The 19636-nt window shown below is 66.1% G+C and carries 16 protein-coding genes; 11 read left to right on the forward strand and 5 right to left on the reverse strand.

Annotated elements, in window-relative coordinates; translation table 11 throughout:
* The first annotated feature begins 32 nt into the window (after positions 1 to 32).
* The 5 genes from lptD to D619_RS0110460 all read left to right on the forward strand — a co-directional run bounded on the left by lptD (position 33) and on the right by D619_RS0110460 (position 7265).
* The gene (lptD, locus tag D619_RS0110440) at positions 33 to 2234 is read left to right on the forward strand and encodes an LPS assembly protein LptD (RefSeq protein WP_193743294.1); all 2202 of its coding nucleotides are present in this window, start codon (positions 33 to 35) and stop codon (positions 2232 to 2234) included.
* Positions 2235 to 2368: 134 nt separating this feature from the next.
* Entirely contained in the window at positions 2369 to 3712 is a 1344-nt protein-coding gene (locus D619_RS0110445) for a peptidylprolyl isomerase (RefSeq protein WP_017668537.1), read from the forward strand.
* On the forward strand, positions 3712 to 4710 hold the full coding sequence (gene pdxA, locus D619_RS0110450; RefSeq protein ID WP_017668538.1) for a 4-hydroxythreonine-4-phosphate dehydrogenase PdxA: 999 nt from the start codon (positions 3712 to 3714) through the stop codon (positions 4708 to 4710). The genes D619_RS0110445 and pdxA overlap by 1 nt, the downstream gene beginning before the upstream one ends.
* Complete coding sequence (gene rsmA / locus D619_RS0110455; protein WP_017668539.1) at positions 4707 to 5528, forward strand: 16S rRNA (adenine(1518)-N(6)/adenine(1519)-N(6))-dimethyltransferase RsmA; 822 nt, start codon at positions 4707 to 4709, stop codon at positions 5526 to 5528. Before pdxA ends, rsmA begins: the two co-directional genes overlap by 4 nt.
* 78 nt (positions 5529 to 5606) lie before the next feature.
* Positions 5607 to 7265 carry a M20/M25/M40 family metallo-hydrolase gene (locus D619_RS0110460; protein WP_017668540.1) on the forward strand — a complete coding sequence of 553 codons (1659 nt, stop codon included), beginning with the start codon at positions 5607 to 5609 and terminating at the stop codon, positions 7263 to 7265.
* 20 nt (positions 7266 to 7285) lie between these two features.
* Here D619_RS0110460 and D619_RS16370 read toward each other — a convergent pair whose 3' ends face one another.
* The 4 genes from D619_RS16370 to D619_RS0110480 all read right to left on the reverse strand — a co-directional run bounded on the left by D619_RS16370 (position 7286) and on the right by D619_RS0110480 (position 11785).
* Positions 7286 to 7771, reverse strand: a complete 486-nt coding sequence (locus D619_RS16370) for a tetratricopeptide repeat protein (protein ID WP_017668541.1) — start codon at positions 7769 to 7771, stop codon at positions 7286 to 7288.
* Positions 7772 to 7797: 26 nt separating this feature from the next.
* Positions 7798 to 8943, reverse strand: coding sequence for an RsmB/NOP family class I SAM-dependent RNA methyltransferase (locus D619_RS0110470; RefSeq protein ID WP_020480463.1), 1146 nt, complete (start codon positions 8941 to 8943; stop codon positions 7798 to 7800).
* A complete protein-coding gene (gene guaB, locus D619_RS0110475) occupies positions 8940 to 10433 on the reverse strand; it encodes an IMP dehydrogenase (protein ID WP_017668543.1) in 1494 nt (497 codons plus the stop codon). Before guaB ends, D619_RS0110470 begins: the two co-directional genes overlap by 4 nt.
* Before the next feature lie 116 nt (positions 10434 to 10549).
* Positions 10550 to 11785 carry a hypothetical protein gene (locus D619_RS0110480; RefSeq protein WP_017668544.1) on the reverse strand — a complete coding sequence of 412 codons (1236 nt, stop codon included), beginning with the start codon at positions 11783 to 11785 and terminating at the stop codon, positions 10550 to 10552.
* Between the two features lie 181 nt (positions 11786 to 11966).
* Between D619_RS0110480 and D619_RS0110485 the strand changes: the two genes are divergently transcribed.
* Positions 11967 to 12656 carry a lysoplasmalogenase family protein gene (locus D619_RS0110485; protein WP_017668545.1) on the forward strand — a complete coding sequence of 230 codons (690 nt, stop codon included), beginning with the start codon at positions 11967 to 11969 and terminating at the stop codon, positions 12654 to 12656.
* On the opposite strand, the gene gyrA is transcribed toward D619_RS0110485, so the two are convergent.
* Entirely contained in the window at positions 12653 to 15382 is a 2730-nt protein-coding gene (gyrA, locus tag D619_RS16375; protein WP_033373399.1) for a DNA gyrase subunit A, read from the reverse strand. The two genes, D619_RS0110485 and gyrA, sit on opposite strands and share 4 nt — an antisense overlap.
* 215 nt (positions 15383 to 15597) lie before the next feature.
* On the opposite strand from gyrA, the gene D619_RS0110495 reads away from it, so the two are divergent.
* From D619_RS0110495 to D619_RS0110515, 5 genes are read left to right on the forward strand one after another with little or no spacing between them, the layout of a single operon-like run.
* Entirely contained in the window at positions 15598 to 16662 is a 1065-nt protein-coding gene (locus tag D619_RS0110495; protein WP_026090945.1) for a putative urea ABC transporter substrate-binding protein, read from the forward strand.
* 33 nt (positions 16663 to 16695) lie between these two features.
* Complete coding sequence (locus D619_RS0110500) at positions 16696 to 17511, forward strand: ABC transporter permease (protein ID WP_020480464.1); 816 nt, start codon at positions 16696 to 16698, stop codon at positions 17509 to 17511.
* A complete protein-coding gene (locus D619_RS0110505; RefSeq protein ID WP_017668550.1) occupies positions 17508 to 18287 on the forward strand; it encodes an ATP-binding cassette domain-containing protein in 780 nt (259 codons plus the stop codon). Before D619_RS0110500 ends, D619_RS0110505 begins: the two co-directional genes overlap by 4 nt.
* Positions 18284 to 18784 (forward strand): CopG family ribbon-helix-helix protein, encoded by a 501-nt coding sequence (locus D619_RS0110510; protein ID WP_017668551.1) that lies wholly within the window; start codon positions 18284 to 18286, stop codon positions 18782 to 18784. Before D619_RS0110505 ends, D619_RS0110510 begins: the two co-directional genes overlap by 4 nt.
* Positions 18781 to 19629 carry an urea amidolyase associated protein UAAP1 gene (locus tag D619_RS0110515; protein WP_017668552.1) on the forward strand — a complete coding sequence of 283 codons (849 nt, stop codon included), beginning with the start codon at positions 18781 to 18783 and terminating at the stop codon, positions 19627 to 19629. The genes D619_RS0110510 and D619_RS0110515 overlap by 4 nt, the downstream gene beginning before the upstream one ends.
* The last annotated feature ends 7 nt before the right edge of the window (positions 19630 to 19636 follow it).

Below are 19636 nucleotides of genomic sequence, written 5' to 3' on the forward strand. Positions count from 1 at the left end.
CTCTGCTGCCCGCGCCGGCGCTGGCGCAGCGCATGTCGCCGGCCCTGCTGGGCAATCGCGAGCCTGCCAACCGCGACCCGGATGCGCCGCTGCGACGCAGCAGCCTGCCCCAGGCCGGCGATTCGGTGGATTTCGAAGCCGATCAGCTGAGCTATGCCGAAGATCAGCAGCTGGTGGTTGCCAGCGGCCGCGTGCGCGTGTCGCGCGATGGCTATGCGCTGGTGGCCGACCGGGTGGAATATACGCGCGGCACCGACAGCAAGGCCGGCGAAGTGGTGGCCATCGGCAATGTGCAGATCACCGATCCCGGCGGCAACCAGGCGCTGGGCGACCGCGTCACCCTCACCGACAGTCTGAAGGATGGCGCCATCGCCAACATGCTGCTGGTGCTGAACGATGGCGGCCGGCTGGGAGCCAAGGCTGCCACGCGCAGCGATCAGCGTTACACCATGGACCGCGCGGTCTACAGCCCGTGCGCCGTGGTGGATGGCCAGGGCTGCCCGCAGGTGCCGGTGTGGAAGATCAAGTCGGTGAAGATCGTCTATGATCAGCAGCGCCACCGCATTTCCTATCGCGATGCCAGTCTGGAAATGTTCGGGCTGCCGGTGTTCTTCCTGCCCAGCCTGTCTCACCCCGATGGCGATTCCCCGCGTGCTGGCGGCGTGCTGGTGCCGGCGCTGGAAATCCAGCGCCAACTGGGCGTCGGCATTTCGGTGCCGATCCATTTTGCCAGCGGCCCGGATCGGGATTTCACCCTCACCCCCTGGCTCTATTCCGCCACCAATCCGGCGCTGGCCTTCCAGGCGCGGCGGCTGCTGAAGGATGGCCCGATCCAGGTGGACGGCATGTTCACCTTCTCGCGCCGTTTTGATCTGGTGGCCGATGGCGTGACGGAAGTGGACCAGGGCGAGAAATTCCGCGGCTATCTGGGCGTGAAGGGCCGCTTGCAGCACGACAGCACGTGGCGATCGGTGTTTTCGGTGCGGCTGACCACCGACGATACGTTCAACCGCCGCTATGGCCTGGGCTTTGATGATACGCTGCGATCATCCTATGCGCTGGAACGCGTCACCGATGAAAGCTGGCTGTCGATTTCAGCCTGGTATTTCCAGGGCCTGCGCGCCAGCGACCGTGCCGGCGAGATCCCGCTGGCGCTGCCGCTGATCGATTATGACTGGCGGCCCGATTGGTCCGTGGCCGGTGGCAAGGTGCGGCTGGGCGCCAATTCGCTGCTGCTGACCCGGTCCAGCGGGCAGGACATGTTTCGCGCCGTTGGCTGGGGCCGCTGGGATCGCAACTTCTTCACCGATCTGGGCCACCGTGTCAGCCTGACCGGGCTGGTGCGCGGCGATCTTTATGATGTGCGCAATTCGGCGCAGGCCACCTTCCCCGATTATGCCGGCCGCGATGGCTGGCGCGGGCGCGGCGTGGCGCTGGCGGCGGTGGATGTCAGCTGGCCCTTTGCCGGCCCGGCGTTCGGCGGCGAGCAGGTGATTTCCCCGCGCGTGCAGCTGGTCGCCGCGCCGCGCATCGCCAACAATGGCTTTGCCAACGAAGATGCCCGCGCCTTCGAACTGGAAGATGTGTCGCTGTTCGATCTCAACCGCACGCCCGGGCTTGACCGGGTCGAAAGCGGCAGCCGCCTCACCTATGGCGCCGAATATACGCTCGATCGGCCGGGCTGGCAGCTGCGCGCCGAAATCGGCCAGTCACTGCGGCTGGACGGCGATGGCCGCGAATTTGCCGATGGCACCGGCTTTCGCGGCCGCCTGTCGGATGTGGTGGGCCGCACCAGCCTGAAGATCGGCCGGCTGGTGGAGTTCACCCACCGTTTCCGGCTGGACAAGGACAATTTCGCCGTGCGCCGCAACGAGATCGATCTCACCCTGGGCGGCCGGCGATCCTATGTGTCGGCGGCCTATATCCGCCTCAACCGCAACGTCACGCTGGAAGATCTGGAAGACCGGCAGGAACTGCGCATAGCCGGGCGCGTGGCCATCGCGCGCTATTGGGCGATGTTCGGCAATGCCATCATCGATCTCACCACCAAGGCGGAAAATCCCCTCGCCAATGGTGATGGCTTCCGCGGCATCCGCCACCGCGTTGGCATCCAGTATGAGGATGAATGTTTCCGCTTCGGCATCGGCTGGCGCCGCGATTATGTGGGCGACCGCGATTTCCGTCCCGGCAACAGTTTCCAGATCAGCATCGCCTTCAAGACGCTGGGTCAATGAGTTTTTCAGCGCCCGTTCAGGCGGCGGGCGCCATGGCAGCGCAGACTGGCCCAAACAAGCGCTTTCCCCGGCCGCTGCCCTTGCGCTAAGGGCATGGCATCGGGGGGTGCGCCGCGGCGCTTCGGAGCATGTGAATGAAGGTGAAGTTTCTGAACGGACCGCTGGCAGTGGCAGCACTCGCCCTGGCCGTGCCCACTGGCAACGCCAGCCTGTTCGCCCAGGCCACCACCCGCAGCTTTTCGGCCAATGATCTGCCGGAACTGGTGGTGATGGGTGATGTCGATCCGGCGCTGCGCAAGGCCCAGGCCATCGTCAATGGCGACGTGATCACCGATACCGATATCGATCAGCGGCTGGGCCTGGTGCTGGCGGCGAATGGTGGCCGCATCGACGAGGACGAAAAGCAACGCCTGCGCCTGCAGATCATCCGCAACCTGATCGATGAAAAGCTGCAGCTGCAGGAAGCCGAGGAAAACGACATCCGCATCAACGAAGCGGAAGTGACCCGCTCGTTCGAGCGCATTGCCCAGAATTTCAAGCGCTCGCCGGCCCAGTTCGATGCCTATCTGCGCCAGAACAACAGCTCGCCGGCCAGTCTGAAGGCCCAGATCCGCGCCGAAATGGCGTGGAGCCGGGTGCTGCGCCGCAAGGTCGAGCCGCTGGTCAATGTTGGCGACGACGAAGTGCAGCAGGTGATCGACAAGCTGAACGCCGCCAAGGGCAAGGACGAGTTTCACGTTGGCGAAATCTTCCTGTCGGCGACGCCCGAGACCCTGGATGCAGTGATGCAGGATGCCTCGCGCATCGTCGGCCAGGTGCGCGGCGGCGCCAGCTTTGTCGCCTATGCCCGCCAGTTTTCCGAGGCCTCTTCGGCGGGCCTGGGCGGTGATCTGGGCTGGGTGCGCGGCGAGCAGCTGAACAATGCCGTTTCGGCCGCCGTGGCGGCGCTGCAGCCGGGGCAGATCACCGATGCCATCCCGGTGGCGGGCGGTGTGGCCATCATGGCGCTGATCGAAAAGCGCCAGGTGCTGGCCGCCGATCCGTTGATGGCCATGCTCAGCCTGAAGCAGCTGACCGTGCCGCTGAAGGCCGATACCACCGAAGCCCAGGCCCGTGCCAAGGTGGAGGAAATCGGCAGCTTCACCCAGAATATGGGCGGTTGCGGCGGCGTCGAGGCGTTGGCGCAGAAAGTGGGCGGCGAAGTGGCCGTGAACGATGCGGTGCGCATGAAGGATCTGCCCGCGCCGCTGCAGGCGATCCTCGGGCGCATGTCGATCGGCGAGGCCACCCCGGCCTTTGGTTCTGCCGAAGAAGGCCTGCGCGTGCTGGTGTTGTGCGGCCGCGACGACACGCAAGTGCAGGCCAAGGCGCCCAATTTCGAGGAAATCTACGCCCAGATGAACGATGAGCGCGTCAACATGCGCGCCCGCCGCTATCTGCGCGATCTGCGGCGCGACGCCATCGTCGATTATCGCTGATGCCGGCCCTGCCCGCCCCCCTGGCGGTTTCCATCGGCGATCCGGCCGGTATCGGCCCGGAAATCATCGCCGGCGCCTGGGAACGGCGGATCGAGGCTGGCCTGCCGCCCTTCCTCGCCATTGGCGACGCCCGCTCCATCCGCGCCGTGTGGAATGGGCCGATTGCCGTGCTCTCCGATCCGGCGGTGGCCGCAGCGGCCTTCGATACGGCGCTGCCGCTGATCCAGGTCGATGATCCCGGCGAGATCGTGCCGGGCGAACCCAATCTGCCCGGCGCCCGTTGCGCGCTCGACAGCCTGGAACTGGCCGCCGGCATCACCCGCCAGGGCATGGCATCGGCGCTGGTCACCGGCCCGGTATCCAAGGCGCAACTGTTCGCCATCGGCTTCACCTATCCGGGCCAGACCGAATTTGTGGCCGAACGCTGCGGGATCTCGCCGGCCAATGCCGTGATGATGCTGGCCGGGCCATCCTTGCGCACCATACCGCTCACCGTGCACGTGCCGCTCGCCGATGTGCCGCGGCTGGTCACCGCCGATCTGATCCTCTGCCGCGCCCGCATTGCCGCCCGGGCTCTTGCCCGCGATTACGGCATCGCCAACCCGCGCCTGGCCATCGCCGGCCTCAACCCGCATGCCGGCGAACAGGGCACGCTGGGCCGCGAGGAGGTGGAGATCATCCGCCCGGCCATCGAGGCCCTGCGCGCCGAGGGTATCGACGTGATCGGGCCGCTACCGGCCGATACCATGTTCCACCCCGCCGCCCGCGCCCGTTATGATGCGGCGCTGTGCATGTATCATGATCAGGCGCTCATCCCCTTGAAGGCGCTGCATTTCGATGAAGGCGTCAATGTCACGCTTGGCCTGCCGATCGTGCGCACCTCGCCCGATCATGGCACCGCCTTCGATATCGCCGGCAAGGGCCAGGCCACCCCCAGCGCCATGATCGCCGCCATCCGCATGGCCGGCGAATGCGCTGCCCGCCGCAACGCTGCATGACATTGGCCGATCTGCCGCCGCTGCGCGAGGTCATCACCCGGCACGGTCTCAATGCCAAGAAATCGCTCGGCCAGAATTTCCTCACCGATACCAATCTGCTCGATCGCATCGCCCGCATCCCCGGCCTCGGCCCGGAATCGTGCGTGTATGAAGTTGGCCCCGGCCCCGGCGGCCTCACCCGCGCGCTGCTGCGCACCGGTGCCCGGGTGTTTGCCGTGGAACGCGATGATCGTGCTCTGCCCGCCCTTGCCGAACTGGCGCTGGCCGCCGATGGCCGCCTCACGGTGGTGGGCGGCGACGCCATGGCCGTCGATCCGCGCGCGCTGGCCGGCGATGGCGCCCACATCGTTGCCAACCTGCCCTATAATATCGGCACGGCGCTGTTCACCGGCTGGCTAGAAAGCGTGACATGGCCGCCGTGGTGGGCCAGCCTGACCCTGATGTTCCAGAAGGAAGTCGCCCAGCGCATCATCGCCGCGCCCGGCAGCGACGCCTATGGCCGGCTGGCGGTGCTGGCGCAGTGGCGCTCCACGCCCAGAATCGCCCTCACCCTGCCCGCCCGCGCCTTCGTGCCGGCGCCCAAGGTGGAAAGCGCCGTGGTCCACCTCGTGCCCTCGGCGCCGATGTCCGCCGCCACCCCGGCCCGCCTCGCCGCGCTGACCGCCGCCGCCTTCGGCCAGCGCCGCAAGATGCTGCGCGCCAGCCTGAAAGGCCTGCCCGGCGCGCTGGAAGCGATGGAAGCGGAAGGCATCAAGGCCGAAGCGCGGGCGGAAACGGTGCCGGTGGAGGCCTTTGCCAGGGCCGCAGCCCGGTTGTAGCCGGCGACCGAGCGGGCTTTACGGCCCGGCGAACATCGCCATAATCGTGGGACGCCACTGCAGGGGGAAGCCGGGCACATGAAGAAGAGCATCTTTGGGCTGGCGCTGTCGGTGCTTGCCGTATCCGAGGCCCAGGCGGCCCCCGTTGCATTGGCCCCGGTGCCAAGGGACCAGAAGGCGGGATATGATCGGATCCGCGAAACCGATCTGCGCGCCGATCTCGGGTTTCTGGCCGGCGACGGGCTGTTGGGGCGCATGTCGCTGCAACCCGGTGACGAGGCTGCCATCGAATGGGTGGCCGCCGAATTTGCCAAGGCTGGCCTGCAACCGGCCGCGACCGACGCGGCGGGCAAGCCCAGCTATCTCCAGCCCGTGCCGCTGATCGAATATCGCCCCAACACCGCTGCCAATCTGATGACGCTGCAACAGGGCACGACCAGCCAAAGCTGGAAAGCGCCTGATTTTACCGGCGGTTACAAGAATGATCTCAATCTGACCGCGCCACTGGCCTTTGCCGGCTTCGGCATCACGGCACCCGGTGTCGGCTATGATGATTATCAGGGCCTCGATGCGCGCGGCAAGATCGTGGTGGTGTTCGAACATGAACCGCAGGAGGATGATCCCAAATCCCGCTTTGGCGGCACCGGCAATACCCGCCACGCCACCAACCGGGTCAAGGCGCTGAACGCGCAGGCGCACGGCGCCCTGGCGATCATCGTGATGGCCGAACCCAACCGCAAGCACCCATCCAACCGCGACCGTGTCAACCGCATCGGCGGCAGCGCCCGGCGCGTGCCGGGCCTGCCCACGCAGGCGCTGGTCGATGATGCGCTGCGCATTCCGGTCATCAGCGTCTCCGACGAAGTGGGCGCCAGCCTGCTCGCGGCCAGTGGCCGCACGCCGCAGCAACTGCAGGCCGCGATCGACACGGGCTTCACGCCGCAATCGCTTGACCTGCCCGGCGCCAGCCTGAGCCTGCATCTGGAAAACAGCGTCCGCACCCGCGGCGTTTCCAGCAACGTCGTCGGCTTGCTGGCCGGTTCAGATCCCGCCCTGGCGCCTGAAACCGTCATCATCAGCGCCCACCACGATCATGATGGCTTCAATGGCGCAGAAGTCTGGCACGGCGCCGACGACAATGGTTCCGGCACGGTGGGCGTCATCGCCATGGCGCGCGCCTTCATGGCCAATCCGGTGCGGCCGAAACGTTCGATCCTGTTCGCGGTGTTCGCCGCCGAGGAACGCGGGCTGCTGGGGGCCTATCATCTCGCCGCCAACCCGCTGCGTCCGCTCGCCACCACGCGCGCCATGATCAATTTCGACATGATTGGCCGCGACGAAAAGGCCAGCGAGCAAACCGACGGCCTGATCACCATTCCGGCTGACACTTCAAACCGGCTCAACCTGATCGGCGCCGGCTACAGCCCGGATTTCAATCGCGTCGTGAACGATGCCAACCGCAGCATCGGCCTCGTGCTCGATGATCGGTTCGACAAGGAAAATGCCCTCAATATCTTCTTCCGCAGCGATCAGTTCCCCTTCGTGCTGAAGGATGTGCCGGCCTTCTGGTTCTTCACCGGCTTCCACCCCGATTATCATCACACCAGCGACACGGCCGACAAGATCAACTACGCCAAGATGACGAAGATCCTGCAGCTGTCCTATCTGTCGGCGTGGCGGCTGGCCAATGATGCTGCGGTGCCTGCCTTCGTGCGGGATCCGCCGGGCGACAAATAAGCTGCCCGCGCCGCCCGTTCTCAGTTGCGCTCGATCGCCGGCTTGGCGGGAACCACGCTGGCCTGCTGGCTCGCCTTGGCGATCACGCCTTCCAGCCGCGTTGCGGCGCTGCAGTCGGTCTTGCACAGCGCCTTGATGCGGGCCACGTTGATCTGCGCCCGCGCCGTCGCGCCGCGCGCCACCAGCGCCCGGCCCTGGCCTTCCAGCGCACCAATGTCAGACGGGTTCATGGCCAGGGCTTCACGATAATATTTGATCGCCTTGCCGGGCAGGCCAAGCTTTTCATAGGCCGCCGCAATGCCGGCAAAGGCCGCGACGTTGCGCGGATCGCTGGCCAGCGCGGCTTCGAAACTGTCGATGGCGTCCTGCGGCTTGCCGTCAGCCAGCGCGGCCTGGCCGGCAGCGGCGAGCTGCAGCGACACCGGCTTCAACTGATCATCCCGGCCCGGCGCCGCCATGGCAGAAGTCGCCAGCATCAGGATCGGCAGCAGCAACGTCACACGCATGAAATATCTCCCTGCGGACCGTCTTATCAAAGCCGGGATGACTGTGCGATGAAAAAGCCGTCGCACCCATCATTGGCCGGCGTGAGCACGCGGGTCTGCCACGGGCCAAGCTGCGGCGTGGCTGCCAGTTGGGCTTCGCCTTCGGCCGGCAACAGCGAGCAGACGATATAGACGATCCGGCCCCCCGGCTTGAGCAACAATGTGGCGAGGTCAATCAGCATCGCCTGCGTTGCCACCAGCCGTTCCAGGCGCTGGGGCGTGAGCCGCCAGCGGCTTTCCGGATTGCGTCGCCAGGTGCCGCTGCCCGAACAGGGCGCATCGATCAGCACGGCATCACAGCTGCCGATCAGATCGGCGAGCGCCTGCGCTTCCGCCCCGGGATTGAGCAGCCGGGTTTCGACCGCTGCGCCGGCCCGCGCCGCGCGCGGCGCCAGCTGCGAAAGCCGGGCGCGATCGGTGTCGCAGGCGATCAGCCGGCCTTCGCCATTCATGTCTGCCGCCAGCGCCAGTGTCTTGCCGCCGGCCCCGGCGCACAGGTCCACCACCGTCTCGCCCGCTTGCGCCGCCAGCGTGGCCGCCGCGATCTGGCTGCCGGCGTCCTGCACCTCGATCAGGCCCTCGCCATATTCCGGCAGTGCTTCGACATTGGTGCCCGAAGGCAACCGCACGCCGTGGGCGGTGTTGGGCAGGATTTCCCAATCGGGATGCGCCGCCAGCACGGCGTCGCGGCTGGCGCGCATCGCGTTCACCCGCACATCCAGCGGCGCCCGGTCGAGCAGCGCCGTCACCTGCCGTTCCGCATCATCGCCAAAGCGTTCGATCAGCATCCGCTCCAGCCAGGCCGGGGCGAGGCCGGGCGTCGCGGCCGGTTCGCCATGCACCAGCGCCGGCGGCGCATGGCCGGATGCACCAAACAGCGCCAGCAATTCGGGATCATGGGCGCGGGCGTGGCCGATCACGGCGGCGCGCCCCGAAACCGGGCGCTCCCCCAGCGAGCGGATGACGGCAAACACCAGATCACGCACCGCGCGGCGATCCTTGGAACCGGCATAGCGGCGGGTGGAGAAATACCGCTGGATGATCGTGTCAGCCGCCGCGCCGCCGTCGCGGGCAGCGGTGATCACCTGATCCAGTATCTCGATGGCGGCTGCCAAGCGTGCGGCGGGAATCATCCGCCGGTCGGATAATTGGGGGCCTCACGCGTGATCGTCACGTCGTGCACATGGCTTTCCTTCAGACCGGCATTGGTGATGCGGATGAACTCGGCGCGTTCCCGGAACGCCTCCAGCGTGGCGGAACCGGTGTAGCCCATCGCCGCCTTCACCCCGCCCACCAGCTGGTGCAGCACATTGGCGGCCGGGCCCTTGTAAGGCACCTGGCCTTCAATGCCTTCCGGCACCAGCTTCAGCTGATCCTTGATGTCCTGCTGGAAATAACGGTCCGCGGAACCGCGCGCCATGGCACCCACGCTGCCCATGCCGCGATAGCTCTTGTAGGTGCGGCCCTGCCACAGGAAGGTTTCACCCGGCGCCTCCTCGGTGCCGGCGAGCAGGCTGCCCACCATCACCGCGCTGGCCCCGGCGGCAAGCGCCTTGGCGACGTCGCCACTGGTACGCAGGCCGCCATCGGCGATCACCGGAATGCCCTGTTTCCACGCGGCTTCGGCCGTGTCCATCACCGCGGTCAACTGCGGCACACCCACACCGGCGACAACGCGCGTGGTGCAGATCGAACCCGGCCCGATCCCCACCTTGATGCCATCGGCACCGGCATCGATCAGCGCCATGGCCGCCGCGGCGGTGGCCACGTTGCCGGCAATCACCTGCGCCGAATTGCTGTGCTTCTTGATGCGCGCCACGGCTTCGGCCACGCGGTCGCTGTGGCCATGGGCGGTATCGACGATGATCAGGTCGCATTCCGCATCCAGCAGCGCCTCGGTGCGTTCGAACCCGGTATCGCCCACGGTGGTGGCGGCGGCAACGCGCAGGCGGCCGGCAGCATCCTTGGTGGCGCTGGGATGGTTCACCGCGCGCACGATGTCCTTCATGGTGATCAGGCCGATGCAATGGCCATCATCATCCACCACGATCAATTTCTCGATGCGGCGATTGTGCAGCAGCCGGCGGCATTCGGCCTCGGTCACGCCGGGGCGCACGGTGACGAGATTTTCCTTCGTCATCAGCTCGGCAATCGGCTGCGCGTCATTTTCGGCAAAGCGCAGATCGCGGTTGGTGACGATGCCCACCAGCCGCCCCGGCGCACCGCCCGGGCCCACCTTTTCCACCACCGGGAAACCCGAAATGCCGTGGCTGGCCATCAGCGCGCGGGCGTCGGCCAGCGTCTGATCCGGCGTCAGCGTGATCGGATTGACCACCATGCCGCTCTCGAACCGCTTCACCTGCCGCACCGCCAGCGCCTGTTCTTCCACGGTGAGATTGCGGTGCAGCACGCCAATACCGCCCAATTGCGCCAGGGTGATCGCCATATTGGCCTCGGTCACCGTGTCCATCGCGGCGGAAAGGATCGGGATGTTGAGGCTGATGCCCTGGGTCACCCGCGTCGAGGTATCGGCCATGCTGGGCAGCACCGCAGAGGCGGCCGGCACCAGCAGCACGTCATCGAAGGTCAGGCCCAGGCGGGGTTCCTTGATACGTGATGACATGTTGGGCGACTCCTCTGGCAGCGGCGGTGGGCCTCCATAGGGGTGAAGGGCGCTCATGAAAAGAGCGCGCCGTGTTGCCACGGCGCGCTCCCCTCATCTGCTTGTGCGAAAGCGGTTCAGAGGCTGCCGACCACGCCATAGAATTGCGCGATCTGCGCCCGCGGGCCTGCCTTCACGGCATCGAAGGCGGCCTTGGCACCGGCCTTGTCGCCCAGCTTCAGCAGGGCCGCGCCCATCCGCAGGTTGACCGTATCCTGATCCACCAGCGCATTGCCCACCAGGCCCTTGTAGAAGGTGACGGCCTTTTCATTCTGGCCCAGATTGGCCAGCGTGTCGGCCACCACCAGGCCGATGCGTGGCGACGTCTTGCCTTCCTTTTCCAGGCCCGGCAGCGACGCCTTGGTCTCGTTGATCTTCGACGATGCCAGCTTCATCAATTCGGCGATGTTGATCTTGGTCGGATCGATCAGCTTCTTGGCGGCCGCTTCCTTCAGCACCATGTCGGCCTCATTGGGCATGCCGCGTTCGATGGCAGCATCGGCATATTCCAGATAATTGTTGCCGGTGGTCATGGCGCCAGCGGCATACATCAGCCGGCCCCAATCCAGCAGAAGGTTGTTGTCCATGTTGCCGGCGCGCTGCTTCACCAGCTCGATCGACAGATTATAGCTCTTGGGTTCCGGGAAGGCCCGCACCCAGCTGAGCAGCGCCGGCATGATCTTGTCGCCCATGTTGCTGTCGATCACGGTCTGGGCGCGGAATTCATACCAGCTGCGATCGCCCTTCTCGCCGGCGGCTTCGCGCAGTTCGATGGCCTTGCCCAGCAGTTCCGCCACGCGCGGCTTGCTGTTCAGCGCGGCATTCACGCTGGCAGCCTGTACCAGCATGTCCACATCATCCGGCTTCTGGGCGAGGTAGAATTCATACCATTTCCAGGCCTTCTGATAATCCTTGCGGTTGCTCGCCAGGCCAGCGATGAACTTGGAGAAGGTCAGCTTTTCCTCGGGCGTGATCGACGGCGCCTCCACCGCTTCGGTCAACGCCTCTTCCAGCTTGGCATTGTCCTTCAGATTCTGGGCCGAAAACAGCTTGAGCTTGGCCATGATCAGCGCGTCGTCCTTCTCGACACGCGGCACCGAGGCGGCAGCATCAAGCGCGGCCAGCGCGCCAGCGTGATCGCCAGCCGTCTGCAGCTTCTGCACGGCCATCACGGCCGCCAGAATGGGCTTGGACAATTTGGGCGGAGCCGGCTTGTCGGCGGCCTTTTCCTTCTTTTGCGCCAGCGCCGGGCTGGCCATCCCCAATGTGCTGGTCATCAGCGCCAGCACCAGGGCGGTTCCAATCGTCCTCATTCATGCCTCCCTCAAGCAATATGGAGTTGAGCTAAGCCGCGAGGGCCGCCGCGTCAACCGGCCACAGGCAATGCAGATGCTGCTCTTTTGCATCCCCAACATGAACAATCAGTGAGTTTGCAGGTGAGACGGCCGGCCAGCCCTTGCCCTGCCTGCCGCAAAGCGCGAGAACGACATTGCTATGACGGCTCTTGCCGCTTCCCTGCCGCTGGCCGGCCTGCCTGTGCGCTTCCGCGTCGGGCTCACGGCTGCGCTGGCGGCGGGCCTCGCCTATCTGCTGCTGTCACCCATGCTGGCGGGCGCGGCCAATGTCGTGCTGAAAGGCTGCGGCGTCACCTTGCTGGCCTTGTCGGCCTTGCAATTGCGCGTGGCCGGTGCGCGCTGGCTGGCGGCAATCATGGCGTTCGGCGCGCTGGGCGATGTGCTGCTCGCGCTGCCCGGCCTGTTCATCGCCGGGGCCGCCAGCTTTGCCGCCGGGCATCTGGTGGCCATCATCTTCTATGCCCGCCACCGCCGTGCAGTTGGCGCCCGGGATTGGCTGGTGGCAGCGCTGCTGCTGCTGTTCGGGCTGGCGATGCCGCCCCTGCTCACCCCGGCCGGCCTGCCCTTTGGCCAGACGCTGATCTATGCCGTGCTGCTCACCAGCATGGCGGCCAGCCTGTGGCTCAGCCGTTTCCCCCGGCTGGCGGCGCTGGGCGCGCTGGCCTTCGTGCTGTCCGACACGATCCTGGTGCTGCGCCTGGGCGGCGGCCGGCTGATCGGGCCAACGGCGGATGGCGCGATGGTGTGGGCCTTCTATTTCGGCGGCCAGTGGCTGATCACGCTGGGCGTGGGGCGCGGGCTCCTCGCCCGCGCCGCCCGCAGCGCCTAGGCGTCGTCGCCCGGCAGTTCGCTGGCCGGATCGTTCACCGCCGCATCGGCCGCTTCAACCGTTTCGTCGCCTTCCGCTTCCTCATCAGCCGGAATCAGCGCGGCCGACACCACATGTTCGTCATCGGCGACCTTGAACAGCGTCACCCCGTTGGTGGCTCTGCCCATGATGCGGATGTCGCCGGCGCGCAGGCGGATCAGCTTGGCCTGATCGGTCACCAGCATGATGTCGTCGCCATCGCGCGCGGTGAAACTGGCCAGCACATCGCCGTTGCGGTCGCTTTCGGCGATGTTGCGGATGCCCTGCCCGCCACGGCCCGACTGGCGATATTCAAACGCCGAACTGCGCTTGCCAAAGCCATTGGCCGAAACGGTGAGGATGAACTCCTCGGCCGCCGCAAACTGTGCCATGCGGGTTTCCGACAGCACGCGCTCACCCGGATCATTCTTCCAGGCCGCCGCCTTCAGATAATCCTCGCGCTCCTCGGTCGAAGCCTCAAAGCCCTTCAGGATCGCCATCGACACAACTTCGTCGCCCGCAGCCAGCGTCATGCCGCGCACACCCGTCGAGGTGCGGGAGACAAACTCGCGCACATCTTCCACGGCAAAACGGATGGCCTTGCCGCTTTTCGCCGCCAGGAAAACATCATCGGCTTCGTCGCACAGCGCCACGCCGATCAGCCGATCATCGTCGCCTTCCTCAAAACGGATGGCGAGCTTGCCAGCGGTCGGCACGTTGGTGAAACTGTCCATGGCGTTGCGCCGCACATAGCCGTGCGCGGTGGCAAACATCACGTGCAGGCGGCCCCATTCGGCCTCGTCCTCCGGCAGCGCCAGGGTGGTGATGATCGTCTCGCCATCGGCCAGGGGGAGCAGATTGTTGATCGGCTTGCCCTTGGCCTGCGGTGAACCCTGCGGCAGGCGCCACACCTTCAGGCGATAGACCTTGCCGGCCGAGGAGAAGAACAGCACCGGATTGTGGGTGGAGGTGACAAACAGCGTCGTCACCGCATCCTCGTCCTTGGTGCCCATGGCGTTGCGGCCCTTGCCGCCACGCCCCTGCGCCCGATATTCGGCCAGCGCGACGCGCTTGATCCAGCCGTCGCGGGTCACGGTCACCACCATGTCCTCGACCTCGATCAGATCCTCGTCGTCGATGTCGTCGTGTACCGCCAATATCTCGGTGCGACGCTTGGACTGGAACTCGTCGGCCACCGCATCCAGTTCGGCACTCAACACCGCACGCAGCCGCACGCGGCTGGTCAGGATATCGAGCAGATCGGTGATGACGCCGGCCAGTTCCTGCAATTCGCTGCCGATCTCATCGCGGCCCAGCGCGGTGAGCTTGTTGAGCCGCAGATCGAGAATGGCGCGCACCTGCAGATCCGAAAGCCGGATGGTGGGCGCGTCCACATCCACCGTGCCGGCTTCGACCAGGGCCAGATAGGGCCGGATCTCGGCGGCATCCCAATCGCGCGCCATCAGCGTTTCGCGCGCTTCGGCCGGGCTGGCGCTGGCCCGGATGATGCGGACGACCTCATCGAGATTGGCGACCGCGATGACCAGGCCGATCAACAGGTGCGCCCGCTCGCGCGCCTTCATCAGTTCATGCTTGGACCGGCGGGTGATGACCTGTTCGCGAAACTCCACAAAGGCGTGGATGATGTCCTTCAGGCCCATCAGTTCCGGGCGGCCGCCACGGATGGCCAGCATGTTCAAGGCAAAGCTCTGCTGCGCCGGCGTGAAGCGCCACAGCTGGTTGAGCACCACTTCCGGCGTCGCGTCGCGCTTGAGATCAAGCACGATGCGCACGCCCTCGCGGTTGGATTCATCGCGCAGATCGGACACGCCCTCGATGCGCTTGTCCTTCACTGCTTCGGCGATTTTTTCGACCAGCGCGTTCTTGCCCTGCTGATAGGGGATTTCGGTCAGCACCACAGAAACCTTGTCGCCGCGCCCCTGTTCGATGACATGGCGCGAGCGGATGCGGATGCTGCCGCGCCCGGTTTCATAGGCCTGTTTGAGCTGGCTGGTGCCCAGGATGATGCCGCCAGTGGGGAAATCCGGGGCCGGCAGATGGTGCATCAACCCTTCGACGCTGATCAGCGGATCGGCCAGCCAGGCCCGCACCGCGTCGATCACTTCATTCAGATTGTGCGGCGGAATATTGGTCGCCATGCCCACCGCGATGCCGCCGGCGCCATTGACCAGCAGGTTGGGGAAGCGCGCCGGCAACACCGTCGGTTCCTGTTCGGAACCGTCATAGTTGGCGACGTAATCAACCGTGTCCTTCTCGATATCGGCGAGCAGTGCTTCGGCCGATTTCGCCAGCCGCGCTTCGGTATAGCGCATGGCCGCCGGGGCATCCGGATCCATCGAGCCGAAATTGCCCTGGCCGTCGATGAGCGGCAGCCGCATCGACCAATCCTGCACCATGCGCGCCAACGCGTCATAAATCGCGCTGTCACCGTGCGGGTGATATTTGCCCATCACATCGCCGACGATGCGGGCCGATTTGCGATAGGCCTTGTTGTGCGTGAAGCCGTTTTCGTAGCTGCCCCACAGGATGCGGCGGTGCACCGGTTTCAGCCCGTCGCGCACGTCGGGCAGCGCCCGGGCGACGATGACCGACATGGCATAATCGAGGAAACTCGTCCGCATTTCCGAGACGATGGAAATCGGCTTGATATCGGGTTCGCCGGCGGGGGGTGTAGTCGTTGATTCCATTTGGCTTTTCGCAGCGCTTTCAGACGGGTTTCAGATGCCCGTCCGGATTAGGGGAATGTGCGGCAAAACGCCAGTGGAAAGGCGCAGCCGGCGGGCAGGGAAAGCCGCTCCGGTATTACGAAAAGCGAAATACGTAATATGGCCGATTGCTGGTGGGCGGGCCCGCCTGTCTGGTGCGCTGCGATTTGAAGAGGGGGCAGCCCGTGCGCACGATGATGACCAGGCTATTGGGGCTGCTGAGCGCGGCGGCATTGCTGCTGGTGGCGGCCTGCAGCGGATCGGCACCGCCCGAAAAGGGGTCGGAATTCAATATCGGCTGGTCAATTTATGCCGGCTGGATGCCATGGCCCTATGCCCAGCAATCCGGCATCGTGAAGAAATGGGCCGATAAATATGACCTCACCATCAACATCGTCCAGGTCAACGACTATGCCGAATCGGTGAACCAGTTCACCGCCGGCAAGCTGGACGGCGTCACCGTCGCCAACATGGACGCGCTGACCATCCCTGCCGCTGCCGGCAAGGACAGCAGCGCCATCATCATCGGCGATTATTCCAACGGCAATGATGGCCTGGTGGCGAAGAATATCGACAGTATTGCGGCCCTGAAGGGCCAGCCGGTCAATCTGGTCGAGCTGTCGGTTTCCCATTATCTGCTGGCGCGCGCGCTGGAGAAATCCGGGCTCAGCCCGCGCGATGTGCGCACCGTCAACACCGCCGATGCCGATATCGTGGCCGCGTTCGGCAGCGCCGATGTCAAGGCCGCCGTGGCCTGGAACCCGCAGCTTTCGGTGATCAAGGCCCAGCCAGGGGCGAAACTGCTGTTCAGTTCGGCCGATGTGCCCGGCGAGATCATCGATCTGCTGGTGGTCGATACCGCCACGCTGAAGGCCAATCCCAACCTGGGCAAGGCGCTGGCCGGCATCTGGTATGAAACCATGGCGCTGATGGTGCGCGATGATGCCCAAGGCAAGGCCGCCCGCGCCGCCATGGCGCAGCTGGCCGGCACCACGCCGGCGGTGTTTGATCAGCAGCTGGCCACCACCTTCCTCTACGCCGATCCCAAGGCCGCCGTGGCCGCCGCAAACAGCCCCGATCTGATCACCACCATGACCCGCGTGCGCGATTTCTCCTTCGCGCGCGGCCTGTTCAAGGGTGCCAGTTCGGCCGATGCGGTGGGCATGTCCTTCCCCGGTGGCAAGACGCTGGGCGATCCGGCCCGCGTCACCCTGCGCTTTGACGATCGGTTCATGAAAATGGCCGCCGACAAGGGCCTGTAAACCGATGCCGCCCGCCAACAACGGCTGCCCGCCTTGCGCTGGGTGAGCCGCAAGATCGATCGCCGCAAGGCGTTCCAGCTCGGCGCCCTGCCGTTGCTGACGCTGGCGATCCTGTATCTGATCGTCGCGGCGGTGCGCCATGCCGAAAATCCGGCCGATCGCATCATTCCGCTGCCCGGCGCCATGGCCGCAGCACTGTGGGGGCTGGCCACCCAGCCCGATCCGCTGACCGGCAGCCTGTTGTTCTGGGCCGATACGGCGGCCAGCCTGCAGCGGCTGGGCCTGGGGATCGGCATTGCCATGGCGATGGCGCTGCTGGTCGGGCTGATCATCGGCGCCTTGCCGCCGGCGCGGGCCACATTGGGGCCGCTGGTGGTGGGCATCGCCGTCATCCCGCCGGTGGCGCTGCTGCCGATCCTGTTCATCGTGCTGGGCCTGGGCGAAACCGCCAAGGTGGCATTGATCGTGATTGGCGTTGCCCCGGTGATGATCCGCGATCTCGCCGGGCACGTTTCCGCCCTGCCCGCCGAACAGATCATCAAGGCGCAAACATTGGGGGCCAGCAGCTGGCAGGTGATCCTGCGCGTGGCGCTGCCGCAGGCCATGCCGCGGCTGCTGCAGGCGACACGCCTGGCGCTGGGCCCGGCCTTCGTGTTCCTGATCTCGGCCGAAGCCATCGCATCCGATGTCGGGCTGGGCTACCGCATCTTCCTGGTGCGGCGCTATCTGTCGATGGACGTCATCATCCCCTATGTCGCGTGGATCGCCCTGCTCGCCATCGCGATGGACATGGCGCTGGTCGCCGCCGATCGCCGCCTGTTCCCCTGGGCGCACGGGCCAAGATCATGAGCGCGCTGCTGAACATTAGCAACGTGTGGGTCGAATATGGCGATCACATCGTGCTGGAACAATTGAGCCTCGCGATCGAGGCCGGCAGTTTCGTGTCCATCGTCGGGCCATCTGGTGCCGGCAAGACCAGCCTGCTGCGGCTGGTGCTGGGCCAGGAACGGCCAACGCGGGGCACAATCACGCTGGATGGCAAACCGATGCCGGGTGAATGCGGGCCGGATCGCGGTGTGGTGTTCCAGCGCTATTCGGTGTTCCCGCATCTCACCGCGCTGGGCAATGTGATGCTGGCCCGTGATTTTGCCGGCGCCCCTCTGCTGGCCCGGTTGTTCGGCCGCCGCCGCGCCGCGGCCCGCACGGAGGCGCTGGCCATGCTGGCCGCCGTCGGGCTGGCCGATGCCGCCAATCTTTATCCGGCGCAGATGTCGGGCGGCATGCAGCAGCGCCTCGCCATCGCCCAGGCGTTGATGATGCGGCCGCGCATCCTGCTGCTGGATGAACCCTTCGGCGCGCTCGATCCCGGCATCAGGGCCGATATGCACGGGCTGATCCGCCAGCTGTGGCAGGAGCAGCAGCTGACGATCATCATGGTCACCCACGATATCCGCGAGGCCTTCACGCTGGGCACCCGCGTCATCACGCTCGACAAGCGCCGCCACGATCCGCACGCCCCGCACCGTTATGGTGCCACCGCCACCTATGATCTGAAACTCAAGCCCAAGCCGGCGATTGCGCACGCGGCTGCGGTTGCGGTTAGGACGGGGACCGAAACGACATGAAGGGCCTGGCTGCCATCCCGATCACCGATGCGCCCCCGCGCCTGGCGCGGCTGAGCATGAGCCTGCCGGCCACGCTGATGCACAAGCTCGATGCCATGCTGCAGCAACGCCAGCTCGCCTCGCGCTCGCAGTTGATCGCCGAACTGATCAGCCATGCGGTCGCCGAACATGAAGGCCTCACCCAGCCCGACGCGATGTTCGCCGGCACCATCACATTGGTCTATCGCGCCGATCGCGGCCGCGTGCGCCAACAACTGGCGCAGATCGAAGCCGACTATCTGAAGGAAGTCATCTCCGCCCAGCATGTGTTTCTGGAGGATGATCAATCGCTGGAAGTGCTGCTGGTGCAGGGCCCCGCGCTGCGCCTCCATGCGCTGGCCGATGCCCTGCGCGTCGTGCGCGGCGTGCAGCAGCTGGATCTGGTCACCACCACGGCGCTGCTGCCCCCGCTCCACCAGCAAGGCGCTGCCGCCAGCGCCAGAAAGGTTTTGCCATGAACACGCCGCACACGCCGCGCCCGGATGGCGCGCTGGCCGATCCCAATGCCGCCCGGGCCCACGCCCGCGCCCAGGGCGGCACCAGGGTGGAAGCCATGCCGATCCTGCCGCCGGTGGCCGATGATCTGCCCGCCGATGTGGAGGCGGCTGATCTGCTGTGGGAAGAAACCATCGCGGCCGGCGGCTATGCCACGCGCCGCCTGCCGCGCGGCGCGCGCGTGCGGCTGATCGATGTGCATGGTGATGCAGCCGCCCATCTGCAGATCTTCAACGCCGGCCTGCCGACCGAGCGGCTGAACATGGCCGATACGGTGAAGGTGCAGTGGAACGCCTATCTGGGCCCCGGCAAGCTGCTGTTGTCCGACATGGGCCGGGTGCTGATGAGCATCGTGGAAGACAGCGCCGGCACCCATGATTGCTTCAGCGGCGCGTCGAGCCCGGCCAGCAACGCGGCACGCTATGGCGACGGCCGCAACAGCGGTGCGTGCCCCTCGGCGCGCGATCGCTTCCTGCTCGGCGCCGCCAAGCATGGCCTCGGCCGCCGCGACATCCACCCGTCGATCACCCTGTTCAAGGGCGCGCGCATTGCCGAAGACGGCGCGATCCTGCCCAACGTCGGCCCCTTCGCGCCTGGCCGCCACGTGCTGCTGCGCGCCGAGATGGACCTCATCCTGATCATCGCCAATTGCCCGCATGTGCTTGATCCGCGTGAACAATACAGCGTCACCCCGCTGCGGGCGACGGCGTGGCGCGGACCGGTCACGCCGCCTGAGGACGATATCCGCAACGCCACGCCGGAAGGCCTGCGCGCCTTTCTGAACGTCGAAGATCATTACCGCCGCTGAGGCTTGC

Source organism: Sandarakinorhabdus sp. AAP62 (assembly GCF_000331225.1).
Lineage (GTDB): Bacteria > Pseudomonadota > Alphaproteobacteria > Sphingomonadales > Sphingomonadaceae > Sandarakinorhabdus.

What these genes read in the sequence shown, in the direction of transcription:
- D619_RS0110495 (WP_026090945.1), top strand. Translation starts at nt 15,598, where the DNA reads ATGACCAGGCTATTGGGGCTGCTGAGCGCGGCGGCATTGCTGCTGGTG.
- D619_RS0110470 (WP_020480463.1), bottom strand. Translation starts at nt 8,943, where the DNA reads ATGATTCCCGCCGCACGCTTGGCAGCCGCCATCGAGATACTGGATCAG.
- pdxA (WP_017668538.1), top strand. Translation starts at nt 3,712, where the DNA reads ATGCCGGCCCTGCCCGCCCCCCTGGCGGTTTCCATCGGCGATCCGGCC.
- rsmA (WP_017668539.1), top strand. Translation starts at nt 4,707, where the DNA reads ATGACATTGGCCGATCTGCCGCCGCTGCGCGAGGTCATCACCCGGCAC.
- D619_RS0110480 (WP_017668544.1), bottom strand. Translation starts at nt 11,785, where the DNA reads ATGAGGACGATTGGAACCGCCCTGGTGCTGGCGCTGATGACCAGCACA.
- lptD (WP_193743294.1), top strand. Translation starts at nt 33, where the DNA reads ATGTCGCCGGCCCTGCTGGGCAATCGCGAGCCTGCCAACCGCGACCCG.
- D619_RS0110445 (WP_017668537.1), top strand. Translation starts at nt 2,369, where the DNA reads ATGAAGGTGAAGTTTCTGAACGGACCGCTGGCAGTGGCAGCACTCGCC.
- guaB (WP_017668543.1), bottom strand. Translation starts at nt 10,433, where the DNA reads ATGTCATCACGTATCAAGGAACCCCGCCTGGGCCTGACCTTCGATGAC.
- D619_RS0110460 (WP_017668540.1), top strand. Translation starts at nt 5,607, where the DNA reads ATGAAGAAGAGCATCTTTGGGCTGGCGCTGTCGGTGCTTGCCGTATCC.
- D619_RS0110510 (WP_017668551.1), top strand. Translation starts at nt 18,284, where the DNA reads ATGAAGGGCCTGGCTGCCATCCCGATCACCGATGCGCCCCCGCGCCTG.
- D619_RS0110485 (WP_017668545.1), top strand. Translation starts at nt 11,967, where the DNA reads ATGACGGCTCTTGCCGCTTCCCTGCCGCTGGCCGGCCTGCCTGTGCGC.
- D619_RS16370 (WP_017668541.1), bottom strand. Translation starts at nt 7,771, where the DNA reads ATGCGTGTGACGTTGCTGCTGCCGATCCTGATGCTGGCGACTTCTGCC.
- D619_RS0110505 (WP_017668550.1), top strand. Translation starts at nt 17,508, where the DNA reads ATGAGCGCGCTGCTGAACATTAGCAACGTGTGGGTCGAATATGGCGAT.
- D619_RS0110515 (WP_017668552.1), top strand. Translation starts at nt 18,781, where the DNA reads ATGAACACGCCGCACACGCCGCGCCCGGATGGCGCGCTGGCCGATCCC.
- gyrA (WP_033373399.1), bottom strand. Translation starts at nt 15,382, where the DNA reads ATGGAATCAACGACTACACCCCCCGCCGGCGAACCCGATATCAAGCCG.